This window comes from Dactylosporangium sp. CA-152071, assembly GCF_050936335.1.
GTDB lineage: Bacteria > Actinomycetota > Actinomycetes > Mycobacteriales > Micromonosporaceae > Dactylosporangium > Dactylosporangium maewongense.
This window is the reverse complement of record NZ_JBNJMZ010000001.1, coordinates 3,557,218-3,573,436: the sequence shown is the minus strand read 5'-3', so window position 1 is coordinate 3,573,436 and position 16,219 is coordinate 3,557,218. Positions and strand designations below refer to the sequence as shown.

Below are 16,219 nucleotides of genomic sequence, written 5' to 3'. Positions count from 1 at the left end.
GCGTCGCGGCAAGGTCGTACACCGGTATCCCGGCCCGCTGGATCTCCGTCAGTGGTGGGCGTCCTCGTTGCGGTGGCCGAGCGCGGCCCAGATCTCGCTCACCGTCTCGAACATCTCGTCCTCCGGCAGCCGCTCCAGCGCGCTGAGGACGTCGTCGGGCGCGTTGAGGTCCGTGGCGCCAGCGAGGAGGTCGTCGCGGTCGCCGGGCAGGCTCGCCATCGGGATGAAACGGCCGAGCCGGCTGCGGGCTTCGATCTCGTCATGGGTGAGTTCAGGCTTCATGTCTCCGGCGATACCCGGGCATACCCCCACCAAACGAACGACACCCGATTGAGGTGAGACGCCGCTGGGTACCGCATCGACATCCGCCCGATCCGCCGCACTCCCACCCCCCGGGCCTGCGGCCGGGCGCTCCACAGGAGGTGAACACGCGTGGCACGCATCGGGCAGCTGTTCGGCGGGCGCAACGCCCAGGTCGACCGGGACCACGACGGGGTCGACGACCGCACCCTCGACCAGAAGGCCGGCGACACCGCCGACCGCAAGGTCGACCCTAAGGTCGACCGCGACCATGACGGGGTGGACGACCGTGTCGAGGGCGGCACCCTGTACGGCAAGGCCGACCGCGACCACGACGGGGTCGCGGACCGCACGCTCGACCCGAAGGCCGGCCCCACCGTCGACCTGGACCATGACGGCATCGACGACCGCGTCGAGTCGAAGCGGCTGCGGACCTCGGACCGCACCCACCGCATCCCGGCCGTCGGCCCGCTCCCCGGTGACACCGACACCGACCGGGACGGCATCGCCGACCGCCGCGAGTCGCACACGACGACCATGAAGCCGGTCATCGACCGCGAGCCCGTCACGGACCGCGAGATCGTCACCGACCCGGAGGTCGTCGCCGAGCCGGCCCGCCCGGCCCGCGCGAGCATGCTGTCGACGCTCGGCCTCATCGCCGGCGTCGTCGCGGTCGCGGCCGCCCTCACCGGCCTGCTCGCCGTGTGGGCGCTGCCGCTCGGCGCCCTCGGCCTGCTGCTGTCCTTCGGCGGCATCCTCGCCGGCGCCCGCCGCCACGTCGCCGGCCGCGGCCTCGGCACCCTCGGCGTGCTGTTCAGCGGCACCGCCGTCGTCTTCGCGATCCTCGCCATCACCGGGCAGGTCAGCTGGCTCGACACCGACGTCGACCAGGTCGCCCGCCTCAACGAGTGGCTCGACACCAAGGTCACCTGGATCAAGGACTGGTGAACCGGCGGACCGCCAGTCACACCTGAGGAGGACCCGGGCCCACCCCGGGTCCTCCTTCCGTCCCGGCGGCCCGCAAGCCCCGTGCGGACGGCGTGGTCAGGTCGTGGCGGGGGCGGAGGCGCCGTGCAGGACGCCGTCGCCCGCGGTGAGGACCTCGTCGAGGGCGTCGGCCGGCAGCGGTCTGGAGAAGTGGTAACCCTGGGCCTGCGGGCAGTCCAGCTCGCGCAGCCGGTCCGCCTGCTCCGGCGTCTCGACCGCCTCGGCGATCGCCGACAGGCGCAGGCTGTTGCCCAGCTCGACGATCGCCCGCGTGAACGCCATCTCCTCCGCCATCCCACCCTCCGGCGTGAACGCGCGGTCGATCTTCAGGATGTCGACCGGCAGGTGGCGCAGGTAGGCCAGCGACGAGTACCCGGTGCCGAAGTCGTCGACGGCGACCCGCACGCCCTCCTCGCGCAGCGCCGACAGCAGCGCCGTCACGTCGTCGCTCTCCGTCGACGACGCGACCAGCACCGTCTCGGTGATCTCCAGGATCAGCGCGCCGCCGGGCAGGTCCGCCTCCCGCAGCGCCGAGAGGACCGTCCGCGCGAAGTCCGGCTCGCGCAGCTGGCGGCCGGACACGTTGACGGTGACGGAGATGCCGAACCTGTCGTGCCAGGAGCGGACGTCGTGGCACGCCTGCCGCAACACCCATGCCCCGATCGGGACGATCAGGCCGTACTGCTCGGCGATGGGGATGAACTCCATCGGCGGCACCGGCCGCCCGTCGGGGCTCCAGCGCAGCAGCGCCTCGACCGCGGTGACCCGGCCGGTCGACAGGTCCACCACCGGCTGGTAGTTGACCGTGAACTCGTCGTTCGCCACGGCCCGCCGCAGCTCCGCCGACAGGCGCATGTGCTCGTGCCGTTCGCTGGCCAGCCGCGGCTCGTAGGCGGCGAGCCGGTTCTTGCCCGCCGCCTTCGCCGCGTACAGGGCGAGGTCCGCGAGCTGCAGCGCCTCCGCGGGTGTCGTCGGGGCGCGCACCAGCAGGGTCCCCACGCTGGTGGTGACGTTCAGCTCCCGGCCGCCGATGCCGTACGGCTGGGCGAGGGCGTCGACGATCGCCTGACCGACCGCGTTCACCCGCAGCACCGGCACGTCCTCCAGGAGGATGGCGAACTCGTCGCCGCCGAGCCGGACCAGGGTGTCGGCGGTGTCGACCTCGCCGAGCAGCCGCGCCGCGACCTCCATCAGCAGCGCGTCGCCGACCGGGTGGCCGAACGAGTCGTTGACGTCCTTGAAGCCGTCCAGGTCCAGCAGCAGCAGGCCGTGGGCCGCGTTCGTGCGGGTCAGGGCGTGCTCGAGGCGCTCCTGCAGCAGCGCGCGGTTGCCGAGGCCGGTGAGCGCGTCGTGCAGCGCCCGGTGCGTCAGCTGCTGCCGCAGCGCCTCCTGCTCGCGCAGCGCCGCGCCGAGGGCGAGCGCGTGCGCGTCGAGCTCCTCCACCCGCCGGTGCGCGAACTGGACGAGCTGGCTCAACCGGGCGATGAGCAGCACCGACGTGACGATCGACGTGGCGAGGGGCACGACCGCCCACGACCGCGACGGCAGCGGCGACGCGACCAGCAGCATCGTGATCGCGGTGACCGGACCGATCAGCGACAGCACGGAGTACAGGTAGATCCGCCGCCGCGGGATCACCTGCTGCGGGCGCTCCGGGCGGCCCGCGGCCTGCGCCATCGACGGGTGCAGCGCGCCGGTGCCCATCAGCGCGTACGCGCACAGGTACAGCGCCGCGGAGATACGGTCGCCCTTCGGGTCGCCGGTCCAGGCGATCGCGACGTAGTACACGATGTCGCCGGTGATGAGCGTCGCCGCCGCCACGCACACGAGCCGATGGGCGGCGTTGCGCACGCTGCTGGTGAAGGCCATCCGGGTCGTCGCCACGACCAGCAGGAGGTCGATCCCCGCGTACATCACATGACTGATCCGGTGCGGGACGTCGAAGTGCGCGCCGGCCAGCACCGGATGCGCGATGAACGTCCAGCTCAGCGCCGCCACCCCGGACGCGACGATGCCGGAGTCGATGAGCCGCTCCCAGCGCGGCCGGCGCGGGTCGCGGCGCACCCAGCTGACCAGGCCGCCGCCGAGGAACGGGTACGCGGCGAGGAACAGCGCGTCCTTCGCCGACGGGAAGCCGACCTCACCGGTCAGCGTGTAGTCGACCGCCCACGCCACCGCGCCCAGCACCGAGCAGGCCAGGCCGGCGGTGAACAGCCACCACGCGCGCGGGTGCGCCGGACGGTGGCGCCGCACCCCGACGACCACCGCGACCACCGTCGAGGCGCCGACCAGCGAGTACAGCGCCTGGCGCGGGATGACCGGCAGGAACGCGCCGACGACCACCGCGCCGAGCCCCAGCCCCGCATACCAGCGCCATGCGGTCATCGGTCTCCTTGTCGCTGATTCGGCTGACCTGCCTATCGGCAGCCGGGTGGCGTAACTGAGCAGGGCGAAGATGGACGGGTTCGAGTGCCACATGACGGGTAGGGAGCGCGGATGAAGGTCGCACTGCTGGGACCGATCGCCTGGCGGACCCCGCCCCGCGCGTACGGGCCGTGGGAACAGGTCGTCTCCCTGCTCGCCGAGGGGCTCGTCGCGCGCGGCGTCGACGTCACCCTCTTCGCCAGCCTCGACTCGGTCACCGCCGCCCGACTCGACGGGGTCGTCGAGCGCCCGTACAACGAGGACACCTCCTACGACGGGAGGATCTGGGAGGCGCTGCACGTGGCGCACTGTTTCGAACGCAGCGCCGGGTTCGACCTCGTGCACAACAACCTGGACTGGCTGCCCCTCGCGATGAGCGGGTTCTGCCGGGCGCCGCTCGTCACGACCGTGCACGGCTTCTGCTCGCCGTCGATCCTCCCCGCGTACCAGCGGGCCCGTTCGGCGTTTGTGTCCATCTCCGACGCCGACCGCGGCCCCGGCCTCGACTACGCCGCCACGATCTACCACGGCATCGACGTCGCACAGTTCCCGTTCCGGGCCGCGCCGGGCGACTCGCTCGTCGCGTTCGGCCGCATCCACCCCGACAAGGGCACCGCCGAGGCGATCCGGATCGCCCGCGCCGCCGGCCGGCGGCTGCTCATCGCCGGCCCCGTCCACGACGAGCGGTACCACGCCGAGGAGGTCCTGCCCCAGATCGACGGCGAGCAGATCGTGTACCTCGGCAACATCGGCCCCACCGACCGCGCCGACGTCCTCGGCGCCGCCGCCGCGCTGCTGCACCCGATCGGCTTCGCGGAGCCGTTCGGCCTGTCGGTCGTCGAGGCGATGATGTGTGGCACGCCCGTCGTGGCGTATCCGCTCGGTTCGATGCCGGAGGTGGTGGACCAGGGGGTCACCGGATACCTCGCGGGGTCCGCCGCCGAGGCGGTGGAGGTGCTCGACGACGCGCTCAAGCTCGACCGCCACCAGGTCCGCGGGCACGCGGTGAGCCGTTTCTCCGCCGACAGGATGGTCGAGGACTATCTGCGCCTGTACCGCCGGCTGCTCGGCTGAATTCTCAGGGCCTGCACCCTGTTTCTTCTTAAGGCTCCGGCCGCGCGGCCGAACGTTCACAGTGTGCGGCGCCCGCGGGCTTACGACGCGGTAACGCGGGACGGCTCGGCTCCGGCAGCGACGTGGCAGGCTGCCGGAGCCGACGCCATCTACGCGCATCGTGATCGAAGGCTGGCATTGCGTCACCGTTCCCTCTAGGCTCTCGGGCGGAGGGAAGGCTGTGAGTAGCGTCGATACCACCGCGGGTCCCGTCCCGCTGCCGAAGCGGGGCTTCGGCGCCCGTCTCGCCGCCGTCGAGGAGCTCGTCGCCACCTGGGACCTGCACGGCGCCCAGGAGGCCGCGCGGGCCCTGCTGGACGAGCCCGGGCTGCCGGACGGCGACCGGCTCACCGCCCGCCGGCTGCTCGCCGAGGCGCTGCGCGAGCTCGGTGACCTCGCCGCCGCCTACGACCTCGCGGACGCCGTCGCCACGCAGGCCGAGCAGGCGTACGGGCCGTCGGACGTGTCCACGGTGCACGCCTGGGCGGTGCTCGCCGCCGTCCGGCACGACTACGACGAGTGGGACGCCGCCGAGGCGCTCTACCACCGCGTCCTGGACAGCGGCGTCGACGAGACCGACCCCGTCACCGGCGCGGAGGCGGCCCGGGTCATCCGTCTCGCCCGCGTCAACCTCGCGCTCCTGCAGCGCGACCGCGGCCAGCGCCCGCTCGCCCTCGCCATGCTCAACGCCGCCTACGCCGTGCACCGCCGGGAGTACGGCGCCGACGACCTGGACACCATCCGGATCGCCGCCGAGCTCGCCGCCCTGCACCGCGACGACGGCAACGTCCCCGCGTCGCGCCGCCTGTTCACCGTCGCGCACGCGGCGGCGCGGTCCCGGCTCGGCAGCCGCCATCCGTTCACGAAGGCGATGGAGTGGGAGCTCGCCGCCGTCGAGCCCCCGATGCCCGCCGCCCTGCTGCACCCCACGCCCGTGCTCCGGGAGGCGGCGGTGGCCGGCGATGCCCCGGAGGCCGCTGATGCGCGAGCCTTCGCCGTGGACGTCGCGGCGGAGGACGTCGATGATCCGGAGCCACTGCCGGAGCCACTGCCGGAGCCACTGCCGGACCCGGCGGAGCAGCGCGTCCAGGAGCCGGCCGTGGTGCCCGAGGTCGTGGCGCCGGAGCGCGTCGTGCGTCCTCCCGCGGTCGTGGACGCACCCGCCGTGACGCACGAGGCTTCCGGTCCCGGCGACAGGGGTCGTGCCGCGGGGGAGCGGCGGGTCGTGGTGCCGTTGAAGGCGGTGGTCGCGGTCGCGGCCGGCGCGCTGGTCATCGCCGCGGTCTCGATCCCGTGGGACCAGGGCGGCGCCCCGGACCGGACCACCGCGAAGCCACCGGCCGGACCGACCGGCACGGCCGCTCCCCGGGCCGGGGAGGAGGCGGCGGCCGGGCAGGGAGAGGGCGGGCCGGCGAGGGTGCGGGACCTCCGGCTGCGGGACGACGGGACGGCCCTCGCGGTCACCTGGACGGGGTTGGAGGGCACGGCGGTCGTGGCGCTTTCACGCGACGGCGGGCCCGCGGTGGTGCTGGCGCAGGTGCCGCCGGGCACGACGTCGTACGTGGTGAAGGGCGTCGATCCGATGGTCGCGTATTGCGTGGTCGTGGGGCCGGTGGACGCTGCCGCCGCGGTCACGCCGGGGGCGTCGGTGTGCACGGGTGAGCGGTGACGGACGGGGGTGGGAACCGGAGCCAGACAACGGGCGTGTCGCAAGGTTCGCCGGGTATAGTCCGGCCGATGCGGCTCACTGACCGGACCCTCAACTGGCTCCCCGGCCCCGTGGCGCAGCGGATGCGGCGGCACCGTGAGACGGTCAAGTTCGTGATCGTCGGCGGGTTCTGCTACGTGGTCACGCTGCTGGTCAACTACGGGCTCCGGTTGACCGTGCTGGAGCACAAGCCGGTCACCGCGCTCACGATCGCGAACGTGGTCGCGTCGGTGGTGTCGTACTTCCTGAACCGCGAATGGTCCTTCCGGACCCGGGGCGGCCGGCGCCGCCATCATGAGATGGCGCTCTACCTGGTCATCAACGGCATCGGCGTCGCGGTCAACGCGGCGCCGTTGTTCGTTGCGCGGTACATCTTCGGGCTGCAGGAGCCGGCGGTCAGCGCCCTCGTCGAGGAGATCTCCGACTTCGGCTTCGGCATGGTGCTCGGCACGGCCCTCGCGATGCTGTTCCGGCTGTGGGCATACCGGGCCTGGGTCTTCCCGCACGACGACGTGCGCCCCGCCCCCGACCGCTGGGACCACACCGTGCCGGCCCAGGTCGCCCCCGCCCCGGTCCAGGCGGACAGCGCGGGCTCGTAGCGCCCCGGCGGCCTCGGGCGGGGCCCGTCCCGCGGCGCGCCGGCCCTTCGCCCGGCTCAGAAGGTGATCTGGTCCGGGTCGGCTTCGGGCGGCGCGCCGAGGAGCTCGTGGACGCCGGCCACCTTCAACTGGCGGATCACGAACGGGCTGGCGCGGTGGATGACCAGGCGGACGCCCTCGACGCCCGCCTCGCGCTGCGCGCCCACGAGCGCGCCGACCGCGGCCGAGTCGAGGAACGTGACGAGCCCCAGGTCGACCCGCAGCACGCTCGGCCGGCGCTGGGTCGCGGCGGCCACCAGGTCCTGACGGAGTGTCGTCGCGGTCCCGTGGTCGATCTCGCCCCGGACGGAGACCACCGTGGACCCGTCCATCAACACATTGACGGTCACCGACATTGACATGACTCACCCCGCGCGTTCATCAGGCACAGCATATGAGCACCCGGGGGAGAGTGCAGCGCGTGAGGGGGGTCGTTCACCCGGACCGTGGTGAGCTTCCGCCCGGAATGTGGTCAGGGCAGTGCAGTCGTAGCTCTCGGTAACCGAACGGGGCGTCGACGAACCAGCAGTGGTGCGGCGCCTCGGTGCCGGGGTGGCGGTAGCCGTCGAAGAACCGGCACGACAGGCACATCCGGCTCACCGGGATGCGGCCCTCCCGCTGCAGCTCGGTGATCCTGGTCGTGACGATCCGCAGCAGCCGCGCCTGGGCGTGCTCGTCGAGGTCCTCGACGCTGCCGAGGGCGTGCTCCGCCCAGTTGGACGGCGCGGGGGTCAGCGCCAGGCCGCGGTCGGTCGCCGCGATCCGCATGTCGTGCGCGGCGTAGGACGGCGCCGGCCGCATCTCGACCAGGCCCTCGGCGATGAGCGGCGACACGATCGCCATCGTCGCCGCGACCGACGAGCCGAGCTCCGCGGCCAGGTCGGACAGGCGGAACTCGCGGTCCCGCCGGCCGAGCAGCAGCAGGACCTGCCGGTGCGGCGGGGGGAGCTGGGACTGCTCGGGCGGGGGCGTGTCGGTGGGCGCCATGACGGCGACCCGCACCAGGCCGGCGACGAGCTTCTGTGCCTGTGCCTCCAGGGTCACGGCAGTCTCCTCCCGAGCGTCGGTGGTAGCACACCCTAGTCCGGGACGTCGATCAACAGGGGGCATCGCGCGCCGCAATTTGTCAGATCGCCAGGAAGCCGCCCCGGTGCCCGGGGCGGTGCCGGTGGCCTCGGGCGTCCGGGCCCTCATGATCCCCGGACGGTGCGGCCCCCGGGGCTACCGGCACCGCCCGGGATCGTGCGGCGCGGCCCGGGCGCCTTCGACTGGGTGACTGGTCCCGCCGGCGGCCAGGTGGGGACGGAGGCGGGAGGGGAGCCGAGCCTGCGAGGCCAGATGGCCGTGCGCCAGTCGTACATTAGCCAAAATGCGAAATGTCCGGAAAAAGGTGTGTAAGCTCGCCCCACCAAGGTGCGACGGGGGTTGGAATGGGTGCAGGACGGTTGGTCGCGACGGCCACGATGCTGGTGGCGGCGATCGCGACCGTGGAGACGATGACGGCCGCGGCGGCGACGGCAGCGCCCGCCAGGCCGACGAAGCTGGTGCTGACGGTCGCCAAGGGCGAGAGCTCGAAGCCGGTGCAGCGCCGCGCGTCGCTGACGTGCCGGCCCGCCGGCGGGTCGCACAAGCAGGCCAAGGACGCGTGCTCCGCGCTGGCCAAGGTCGGCGGCGACTTCGCCCGGCTGCAGGCCACGACCGGCATGGCGTGCACGATGCAGTACGACCCGGTGACGGTCACGGCCGTCGGCCGGTGGAAGGGCAAGCGGGTCGACTACAAGAAGACGTACGGCAACGCCTGCTCGCTGTCGACCACCACGGGGCCGGTGTTCAGCCTCTAGGGTTCAGCCTTTGAAGACGCCCAGCGTCTTGAACTGGTGGTTGGGGAAGATGGCCGCTGAGTCCTGGACGTTGAAGCGCTTCTTGAGCATCTCGGCGAGGATGTCGCGGTAGTCGTTGGCTCCCGCGACATCGCCCTGGTCGAGGGCGCCGGGGGCGAGGCCGGGCCAGTTGCCGTGCACCTTGCCGCCGTTGAGGCCGCCGCCGAGCAGCAGCATCGCGTTGCCGTGGCCGTGGTCGACGCCGACGTTGCCGTTCTCCTGGACTCGCCGGCCGAACTCGCTCATCGTGATGATGGTCGTGTTGTCCAGCAGCGGGCCGAGGTCGGTGGCGAAGGCGCCGATCGCCTCGGACAGGTTGGTCAGCGAGTTGCGCATGTCGCCGCCGTCGACCCGGCCGAGGTTGGTGTGCATGTCCCAGCCGCCGACGTCGAGGGCCGCGACGCGCAGGCCGACGCCGCCCTTCATGAGCTGGGCGATGTCCTTCAGCCGGTCCGCCAGGCCGCCGCCGGGGTACTGGACGCCTTCCAGCGGCCGGTACTGCGAGTTCGCGATCTTCTGCGCGGTGTTGATCGCCTGGATGGTGCCGGCGGCGGTGCTGGCCAGGGAGTGGTCGAGGCCCGTGTAGAGGGTCTTCAGCGCCTCCATCGTCTGGCTGCGCATGGCGTCGTTGTCGATGCGGAAGTCGCGGATGCCGTTGAGGACGATCGCCTGCTCGCCGCCGACGAGGGAGCGCGGCAACGCGTTGCCCTGCGCGACGGCGCGGAACGTGGTGCCCGGGCCCATCTGGGCGAGGACCCGGTCGAGCCAGCCGGTGCGCACCGCGACCGACGCCGCGCCGCGCTCCAGGGCGTCCTGCGCCTGGAAGTGGCTGCGGCTGGCGTCGGGGGAGGCGACCGCGTGCACCGCGGCCATCTTGCCGGCCTGCCAGAAGGGGTACAGCGCGGTCATCGCCGGGTTGAGCCCGAAGCCGCGCCCGGCGGGCAGCAGCGCCGCCATGGGGATCGCGATGTTGGGCCGCATCGAGCGGTAGTTGGGGTCGTCGCCGGGCGCGACCACGGACAGCCCGTCCATGCCGCCGCGCAGGAAGATGACGACGAGCGTGCCCTTGGCGTCCTCGGGCGCGGCGAACGCGACCCGGCTCGTCACCAGCTGCGCGCCGAGCGCGGCCACGCCGACGAACCCGGCGCCCTGCACGAGGCGGCGGCGGGTGAAGCCCTTGCTCCACCGCTCGCGCTCGGCGGCCAGCTCGTCCTGGACCTGGTCGGCCTGCACCCGGATCGCGGCCTCGCACAGGTTCGGGCCGTGCCGGCGCAGCTCCTCCAGTGAGGTGGGGCGGCGCTCGCCTTCTGGAAGGTCAGTCACGGAAACCTCACCGCAGCGCGTGGTAGACGGAGTCGAGGACGAGCGGCGCCAGGTTGGGCAGCTTGCCGCCGAGGTTGGCGTCGGTGACCCGGGTGTCGGGCTTCGCGCCGAGGAACTTGATCAGCGCGTCCCGCTCGGCGGGCTTCATCGGCTGGAAGATGAGCCGGTTGCACAGCACGTCCAGGTAGGTGGCCAGGGTCGCGGCCGGCTGGGTGACGAGCGAGTCGGCGCGCGGGTTGTTGAGGCCCTTGAACGACTGCTGCAGGAACGCGCGGTGCGAGTTCCACGTCTCCAGCATGCCGGCGGCGGAGCTCCACGCGTTCGCGACGTCGGGGTAGCCGTCCGGCGGCTCCCAGCCCAGCGGCGCCTGGCCGAGCTTGCGGGTGAAGTTGTACAGGTCTTCGAGGGCCTTGCCGGTGTCCGCGCCGGGCTTGGTGCCGACGACGCGGGCGGTCGCGACGAAGTTCTCCAGGGGGCGGCGGGTCTTCAGCCCGGCCGCGATCCAGAACTCCAGGGACCGGAACAGCACCTTGAGCACCGGCGCGATCGCCGAGCCGCTCTGCTGGTACGCGGTGGCGAGCCGGTCGACGAGGGACTGCGGTGGTGTGTCGCACACGAACCGGACCGCGAGCTTGCGGGCGATGTACTTCGCCGTCGACGGGTGCGTGGCCAGGTACAGCAGGTAGGCGTCGCCGACGGCCAGGCCGTCCTTCGCCGACTTGTTCGCGTGCTGGAAGCCCAGCACCTTGACCGCGCCGGTCCAGTGCCGGTTCTGCTCATACCTGAAGGTGCCCTCGCGGGTCGCCGTGCGGCCCGTCATCAGGTACGCGGAGTTGCGGACGTCCTTCTCGTTGTAGCCGCCGTCGATCCCGACGGTGTGCAGCTCGAGCAGCTCACGGCCGTAGTTCTCGTTGACGTTGCGCTTGTCGGAGGACGTGTTGTCCAGGTAGCGCATCATCGCCGGGTCCCGCGCCGAGGCGATGAGCATGTCGGAGAACTTGCCCAGCGCGTGCTTGCGGATGACGTTCACGTCGTAGGGGACCCGGGTGTCCCAGCCGCCGTCGAACGGGCTGGTGATGTTGAGGTGGTTGTTCCAGAAGTCGACCATCACCTCGAACAGCTGCCGGGTGCTCCACACCTGCCGGGCGATGACGGCGCGGGTCAGCTCGTACATCGCCTTGTTGTCGCCGTCCTTGACCGCCGCGCGGATCTCCGCGGTGGTCATCGTGACGGTCGGCGTGGTCTTCAGCGCCGCGTCGGCGACCGGGTCGGGGATCTTCTCGGGGTCGAGCTGCTGGTCGAGCCAGCCGTCGATGCCGAGCTCCTTGACCGCGGCGACGTCCGCCTGCGTGGGCCCGAACGTGCAGCGCCGCAGCAGGTGCAGCACCGGGTCGCGGTTCAGCGGCGTCGGGAAGCGGGGCGTGGCGCGCATCGCGGCGACCGCGGCCGCGGAGGCCGAGTCGGCGGTGCCGGCGGCGCCGAGGTCGTTGAGGTCGCCGAGGCCGCTGGTGTAGCTGGAGTCGCGGTTGGAGAACGAGCCGGCGTCGCGCGGGGAGACGTTGCCGCCGCCCTGGCCGGTCCTGACCATCTCGTCGGCGTCCTCGGGGCGGCCGAGCATCGCGGCGGCGCCGGATCCGAGCCCGCCGATCGCGACGGCGCCGCCGCCGAGGGCCATGAGGGCCTGCCGGCGGTTGCGCATCAGCTCGTGCAGGGCGGGCCGTCCCGTCCTGAGCCATGCCGGCGCGGGTCCCTTTGAGGTCTTCGCGGCAGGTGTACGGGGCTGCTCCTGCTCGTCGTCGGCCGGCGACGGCTCGTTGAGGACGCGCGGCATCGGGAACTCGCCCGTGTAGTCGGCGAAGAAGGCGCCCTTGACGCGTCTGTGCGAGTCGGATGAGGGGTCGTCATCCGCGAAGAGCCGCTCAGGCATCCCTGAACCCTAATGAGCGCGCGTTCGGGCGTTCAAGCGGACGGGTGCGGCTCCGGTTCAACTTTGTCTTTGTTCTTGCTTAAGCGAGGTGCATTCCGCGTCAATGCGTGAAATTCGGGCGGCTACTCAAAGTTATCTCTTCCGCACGTACCGCAAAAGCGGTACGCATAAAGGGCCGACAAGGGGAGGCGGTGGGGGTCTTGCGTGACGCTGCGCCGGTTCGACGGCGGCACCGCTTCTTCGTCCGTGGGGTGGCGTTCGCCGACATCCCCGTCGCCGCGAAGCTCGTCCTTGTCCTGCTCCTGCCCCTGCTGGCCCTGATCGGCCTCGCCGGGGTCACCGTCGCCGTCTACGCGGACCGCTCCGGCGACGTGAAGGGCGCCGTCGCCTCGGCCGTCTCGGCGTCGGCGGAGGCCGGCCGCGTCGCCGACGGCCTGCAGCGCGAGCGGCTCGCCCTCGCCGGCACCGCCCGGCCCACGCCGGCCGGCGACCCCGCCCGCACGGACGCCGCCGCCGCCCGCTTCCGTGCCGTCTCGGCCGGTGTGCCCGGCGCCGCCGGTGCGCTGGACGGTCTCGACGCGCTGCGGGCCCGCGCGCCGGAGCCGTCCGGTCCGGTGCCGCTGCTCGGGTACCGGCAGCTGATCGCCGGCCTGATCGCCTTCCAGCAGGGCGTCGCCGACCGGCCCGCGCCGCCGGCGGTCCTCGCCGGGAGCCGGGCCGCGGGGTGGCTCGCCGTGGGCAAGGAGGAGCTCGCCCTCGTGCAGGTGACGGCGGTGCGCGCGCTCGCCGCGGGGGAGCTGACCGCCGCCGACCGCGACGCGATCGCCGCCCACCGCGCCGCCGCGGCGAGCGCGTTCGACCGGTTCACCGCCGCGGCGCCCCCCGCCTGGCGGGCCGTGTTCGAGGGCCTGGACGTCACCGCCGACGTGGACCCGCTGCTGCTGGCCCCGCCGTCCGCCCCCGCCGACACCGCCGCCCTGGTGCTGGCGTCGGTCGCCCAGCTCGACGGCCTCCAGGGCCTCGCCGACCGCGTTGCCGCCGACACCGCCGCCGCCGTCGGCGACGCCCGCGACCGGCAGAACCGCACGGTCGTCCTCGGCCTCGCCGCCGTCCTCGCCGTCGTGGTCGCCGCGATCGCCCTGGCCGTCGCCGCCGCCCGCGCGCTGCGCCGCCGCCTCCGCGCCCTGCTGACCCTGGCTCTGCGCCTCGCCAACACCGCAGCCAACACCGCAGCCAACACCGCGGCCAACACGGCCGCAGGCGCCCTTCCGGTCACCGGTCCGCGCGCCGCCGGTCCGCCCGGCGACGATCCGCGGGCCGCGGGGCTGTCCGGGGTCGAGCCGCACGCGGCGGGGGTGGCCGCCGGGGAGGTGGCGGCGGGGCGGGACGAGATCGGGCGGGTCGCCGAGGCGCTGGACGCCGTGCAGCGGGCCGTGGCCCGGGCCGCCGCCGACGCCGCCGAGGCGGCCGCCGGGCAGGCCGCGCTCAGGGCCGGTGAGGCCGGCATGTACGGCGACCTAGGGCGCCGCGCGGCCCGGCTCGCCGACGGGCTCCTCGAACGACTCGACGAGGCCGAACGCGACGAGGCGGACCCGGACCGGCTGGCGCTGCTGTTCGCGCTCGACCACCTCGCGACCCGCATCCGGCACGACACCCACAGCCTGCTCGTCCTCGCCGGGGCCGACGCCGCCAGGGTGCACCCCGCGCCGGTGCCGCTGCTCGACGTGCTCCGTGCCGCGCAGTCGCAGATCCACGCCTACGAGCGCGTCGAGTACGGCCGCGTCGACGACGACACGGCGGTGGAGCCCGCCGCGGTCGACGGCGTCGTGCACCTGCTGGCCGAGCTGCTCGACAACGCCGCCCGGCACGCCGGCGGCGAGCACCCCGTCGTCGTCGACGCCCGGCGGGCGGGCGACGGCGCCGTCGTCCACGTCACCGACCACGGCGCCGCCGTGGACCCGGACCTGCTCGCCGAGCTCAACGAGCGGCTCGCGGACCCGGCGGCCGGCCCGCGGCTCGGGCTGACCGTCGTCGCCCGGCTCGCCGCCCGTCACGGGATCGGTGTCGCCCTGCACCCGGCGCAGTCCGGCGGGCTGGTCGCGACCGTGCGGTTGCCGCAGGGCATGGTCGTACACCGGCCGCGGACGCCACTGGTCCTGCCGGAGCCCGCCGAGCACCGGCTGCCGCCGCGCCCCCTGGAGCGCAGCCCGGCGCTGCCCGGCGCGGAGCCGATGGACATCCCCGTGCCGCGCAAGGGCGGCCTGCTCGTCCCGGTGGTGCCCAGCGGCGTCGTCGCGGAGGGGCCCACGGTCGAGGCCCGGGCGTTCGACGACGGGCTGCCACGGCGTACTGTCAATGCGTCACCGCAGAGCGGAACCACGGGCACATCCCAATCCGCGGACCCCGGCGACGCCGGCGAGACGCTGCCGGCACACGGGCATCCGATCGGCCGTTTCGGCACCGTCACCACGGTGCGTCAGGAAGGACATGCCACGTCATGACAGCCATCACGGGGCTCGACTGGGTGCTCAGCGGCTTCACCGATCGGGTGGCCGGCGTCCGGCACGCCGTCGCGGTCTCCGGGGACGGCCTGCTGGTCGCGGCCTCCAACGAGCTGCCGCCGGAGCGCGCCGACCAGCTCGCCGCGATGGTCGCCGGCGTGGTCTCCCTCGCGCAGGGCGTGTCCGCGGCCACCGACGCCGGCCCGGTCCTGCGCACGATCGTGCAGATGGGTCGCAGCCTGCTGTTCGTCATGGCCCTCGGCGACGGCCACACCCTCGCCAGCATCGCCGCCATGGTGCAGCCGGGCTGCGACGTCGGCGAGGTCGCGTTCGAGATGTCGGGCCTCGTCGACCAGGTCGGCGCCGCCCTGACCCCGTCGTCCCGCTAGAGATCGGGGTCGTCGCTCTCCTTCACCTTGCTCGCGTCGCGCAGCGGCATGAACGGCTCCTGGTCAGCGGGCAGCCCGCCCTGGATGGCGCGGCCGCGCTCGAGCTCGGCGTCGAACTCCGCGCCCAGCAGGATCGCGATGTTGGAGATCCACAGCCACACCAGGAACGCGATGATGCCGCCGAGGGTGCCGTACGTCTTGTTGTACGAGCTGAAGTTGCCCACGTAGATCGCGAAGCCGGCGGAGGCGATCAGCCAGATCAGCACCGCGAGCCCGCCGCCGGGCGTGACCCAGCGGAAGCCGGTCTGCCGGGCGTTCGGGGACGCGTAGTACAGCACGGCGAGGATCACCATGACGATGAGCAGCAGCACCGGCCACTTGGCGATGTCCCAGATCTGCACGGCCTGTTTCGACAGGCCGATCCAGCTGCCGGCCTGCTCGGCGAACCGGCCGGTGAAGACGATGCTCAGCGCGGCGAGGGAGATGAGGACGCCGACGACGACGGTGACGCCGAGGCGGATCGGCAGCACCTTCCAGATCGGCCGGCCCTCGGGCACGTCGTAGATCGAGTTGGCGGCCCGGATGAACGCGCCGACGTAGCCGGAGGCGGTCCAGACGGCGCCGAGCAGACCGATGATCGCGAGCACGCCGGCGGAGCCGGAACCCTGCTTGAGCTCGTCGACGGCGCTGTTGACCGGCCCCGCGATCGACGCGGGGAACAGCTCCTGGGTGTTCTTCAGCACCGCGTTCTGGGTCGTGTCGGTGAGCAGCATGCCGGACACCGCGAGGAGCACCAGGATGCCGGGGAAGATCGACAGCACGCCGTAGTAGGTCAGGGCGGCGGCCCAGTCGGTCAGGTTGTCCTCGTTGAACTCTTTGACCGTCCGCTTCAGGACGTCGATCCATGACCCCTTGGTCAGCTGCGTGGGCCGGCTCGGCGGGTTCTCGAGCCGCGGTCCGGTGGGTTCGTCCTGCGCCATGCCGTTCATATGCCCTACCGGCGCATGGTGATAACGCTGGTGATAACGC

The 16,219-nt window shown here is 73.1% G+C and carries 14 protein-coding genes; 7 read left to right on the top strand and 7 right to left on the bottom strand.

The features are described from left to right. Nucleotides 1–48: 48 nt before the first annotated feature. Nucleotides 49–282, bottom strand: a complete 234-nt coding sequence (locus ACQEVZ_RS15945; protein WP_433367018.1) for a DUF2795 domain-containing protein — start codon at nt 280–282, stop codon at nt 49–51. Nucleotides 283–432: 150 nt separating this feature from the next. On the opposite strand from ACQEVZ_RS15945, the gene ACQEVZ_RS15940 reads away from it, so the two are divergent. After that, the gene (locus ACQEVZ_RS15940; RefSeq protein WP_433367015.1) at nt 433–1,248 is read left to right on the top strand and encodes a hypothetical protein; all 816 of its coding nucleotides are present in this window, start codon (nt 433–435) and stop codon (nt 1,246–1,248) included. A gap of 96 nt (nt 1,249–1,344) precedes the next feature. On the opposite strand, the gene ACQEVZ_RS15935 is transcribed toward ACQEVZ_RS15940, so the two are convergent. Next, a complete protein-coding gene (locus ACQEVZ_RS15935; protein ID WP_433367012.1) occupies nt 1,345–3,672 on the bottom strand; it encodes a putative bifunctional diguanylate cyclase/phosphodiesterase in 2,328 nt (775 codons plus the stop codon). 111 nt (nt 3,673–3,783) lie between these two features. Here ACQEVZ_RS15935 and ACQEVZ_RS15930 point away from each other — a divergent pair, with 111 nt between their 5' ends. The 3 genes from ACQEVZ_RS15930 to ACQEVZ_RS15920 all read left to right on the top strand — a co-directional run bounded on the left by ACQEVZ_RS15930 (nt 3,784) and on the right by ACQEVZ_RS15920 (nt 7,131). Beyond that, nucleotides 3,784–4,785 (top strand): glycosyltransferase family 4 protein, encoded by a 1,002-nt coding sequence (locus ACQEVZ_RS15930; protein WP_344502838.1) that lies wholly within the window; start codon nt 3,784–3,786, stop codon nt 4,783–4,785. 220 nt (nt 4,786–5,005) lie between these two features. After that, nucleotides 5,006–6,493 carry a tetratricopeptide repeat protein gene (locus ACQEVZ_RS15925; protein ID WP_433367008.1) on the top strand — a complete coding sequence of 496 codons (1,488 nt, stop codon included), beginning with the start codon at nt 5,006–5,008 and terminating at the stop codon, nt 6,491–6,493. A 68-nt stretch (nt 6,494–6,561) separates the two neighbouring features. Beyond that, nucleotides 6,562–7,131, top strand: a complete 570-nt coding sequence (locus ACQEVZ_RS15920; protein WP_344502836.1) for a GtrA family protein — start codon at nt 6,562–6,564, stop codon at nt 7,129–7,131. Nucleotides 7,132–7,187: 56 nt separating this feature from the next. Here the strand turns inward: ACQEVZ_RS15920 and ACQEVZ_RS15915 are convergent, their stop codons facing one another. Then, on the bottom strand, nt 7,188–7,526 hold the full coding sequence (locus ACQEVZ_RS15915; protein ID WP_344503237.1) for an STAS domain-containing protein: 339 nt from the start codon (nt 7,524–7,526) through the stop codon (nt 7,188–7,190). A 79-nt stretch (nt 7,527–7,605) separates the two neighbouring features. Next, nucleotides 7,606–8,214: a hypothetical protein gene (locus ACQEVZ_RS15910; RefSeq protein WP_433367004.1), complete on the bottom strand. Its 609-nt coding sequence runs from the start codon at nt 8,212–8,214 to the stop codon at nt 7,606–7,608. A 386-nt stretch (nt 8,215–8,600) separates the two neighbouring features. On the opposite strand from ACQEVZ_RS15910, the gene ACQEVZ_RS15905 reads away from it, so the two are divergent. Continuing rightward, nucleotides 8,601–9,011 carry a subtilase-type protease inhibitor gene (locus tag ACQEVZ_RS15905; protein ID WP_433367001.1) on the top strand — a complete coding sequence of 137 codons (411 nt, stop codon included), beginning with the start codon at nt 8,601–8,603 and terminating at the stop codon, nt 9,009–9,011. A 3-nt stretch (nt 9,012–9,014) separates the two neighbouring features. On the opposite strand, the gene ACQEVZ_RS15900 is transcribed toward ACQEVZ_RS15905, so the two are convergent. Both ACQEVZ_RS15900 and ACQEVZ_RS15895 read right to left on the bottom strand, forming a co-directional pair. Next, on the bottom strand, nt 9,015–10,373 hold the full coding sequence (locus ACQEVZ_RS15900; RefSeq protein WP_363408072.1) for a DUF1501 domain-containing protein: 1,359 nt from the start codon (nt 10,371–10,373) through the stop codon (nt 9,015–9,017). A gap of 7 nt (nt 10,374–10,380) precedes the next feature. Then, nucleotides 10,381–12,300, bottom strand: coding sequence for a DUF1800 domain-containing protein (locus ACQEVZ_RS15895; RefSeq protein ID WP_433366997.1), 1,920 nt, complete (start codon nt 12,298–12,300; stop codon nt 10,381–10,383). Between the two features lie 200 nt (nt 12,301–12,500). Between ACQEVZ_RS15895 and ACQEVZ_RS15890 the strand changes: the two genes are divergently transcribed. Next, entirely contained in the window at nt 12,501–14,801 is a 2,301-nt protein-coding gene (locus ACQEVZ_RS15890; protein WP_433366995.1) for a sensor histidine kinase, read from the top strand. Further along, nucleotides 14,798–15,190, top strand: coding sequence for a roadblock/LC7 domain-containing protein (locus tag ACQEVZ_RS15885; protein WP_344502829.1), 393 nt, complete (start codon nt 14,798–14,800; stop codon nt 15,188–15,190). Before ACQEVZ_RS15890 ends, ACQEVZ_RS15885 begins: the two co-directional genes overlap by 4 nt. Here the strand turns inward: ACQEVZ_RS15885 and ACQEVZ_RS15880 are convergent. Then, nucleotides 15,187–16,170: a YihY/virulence factor BrkB family protein gene (locus ACQEVZ_RS15880; protein WP_433366991.1), complete on the bottom strand. Its 984-nt coding sequence runs from the start codon at nt 16,168–16,170 to the stop codon at nt 15,187–15,189. The two genes, ACQEVZ_RS15885 and ACQEVZ_RS15880, sit on opposite strands and share 4 nt — an antisense overlap. Nucleotides 16,171–16,219: the final 49 nt, after the last annotated feature.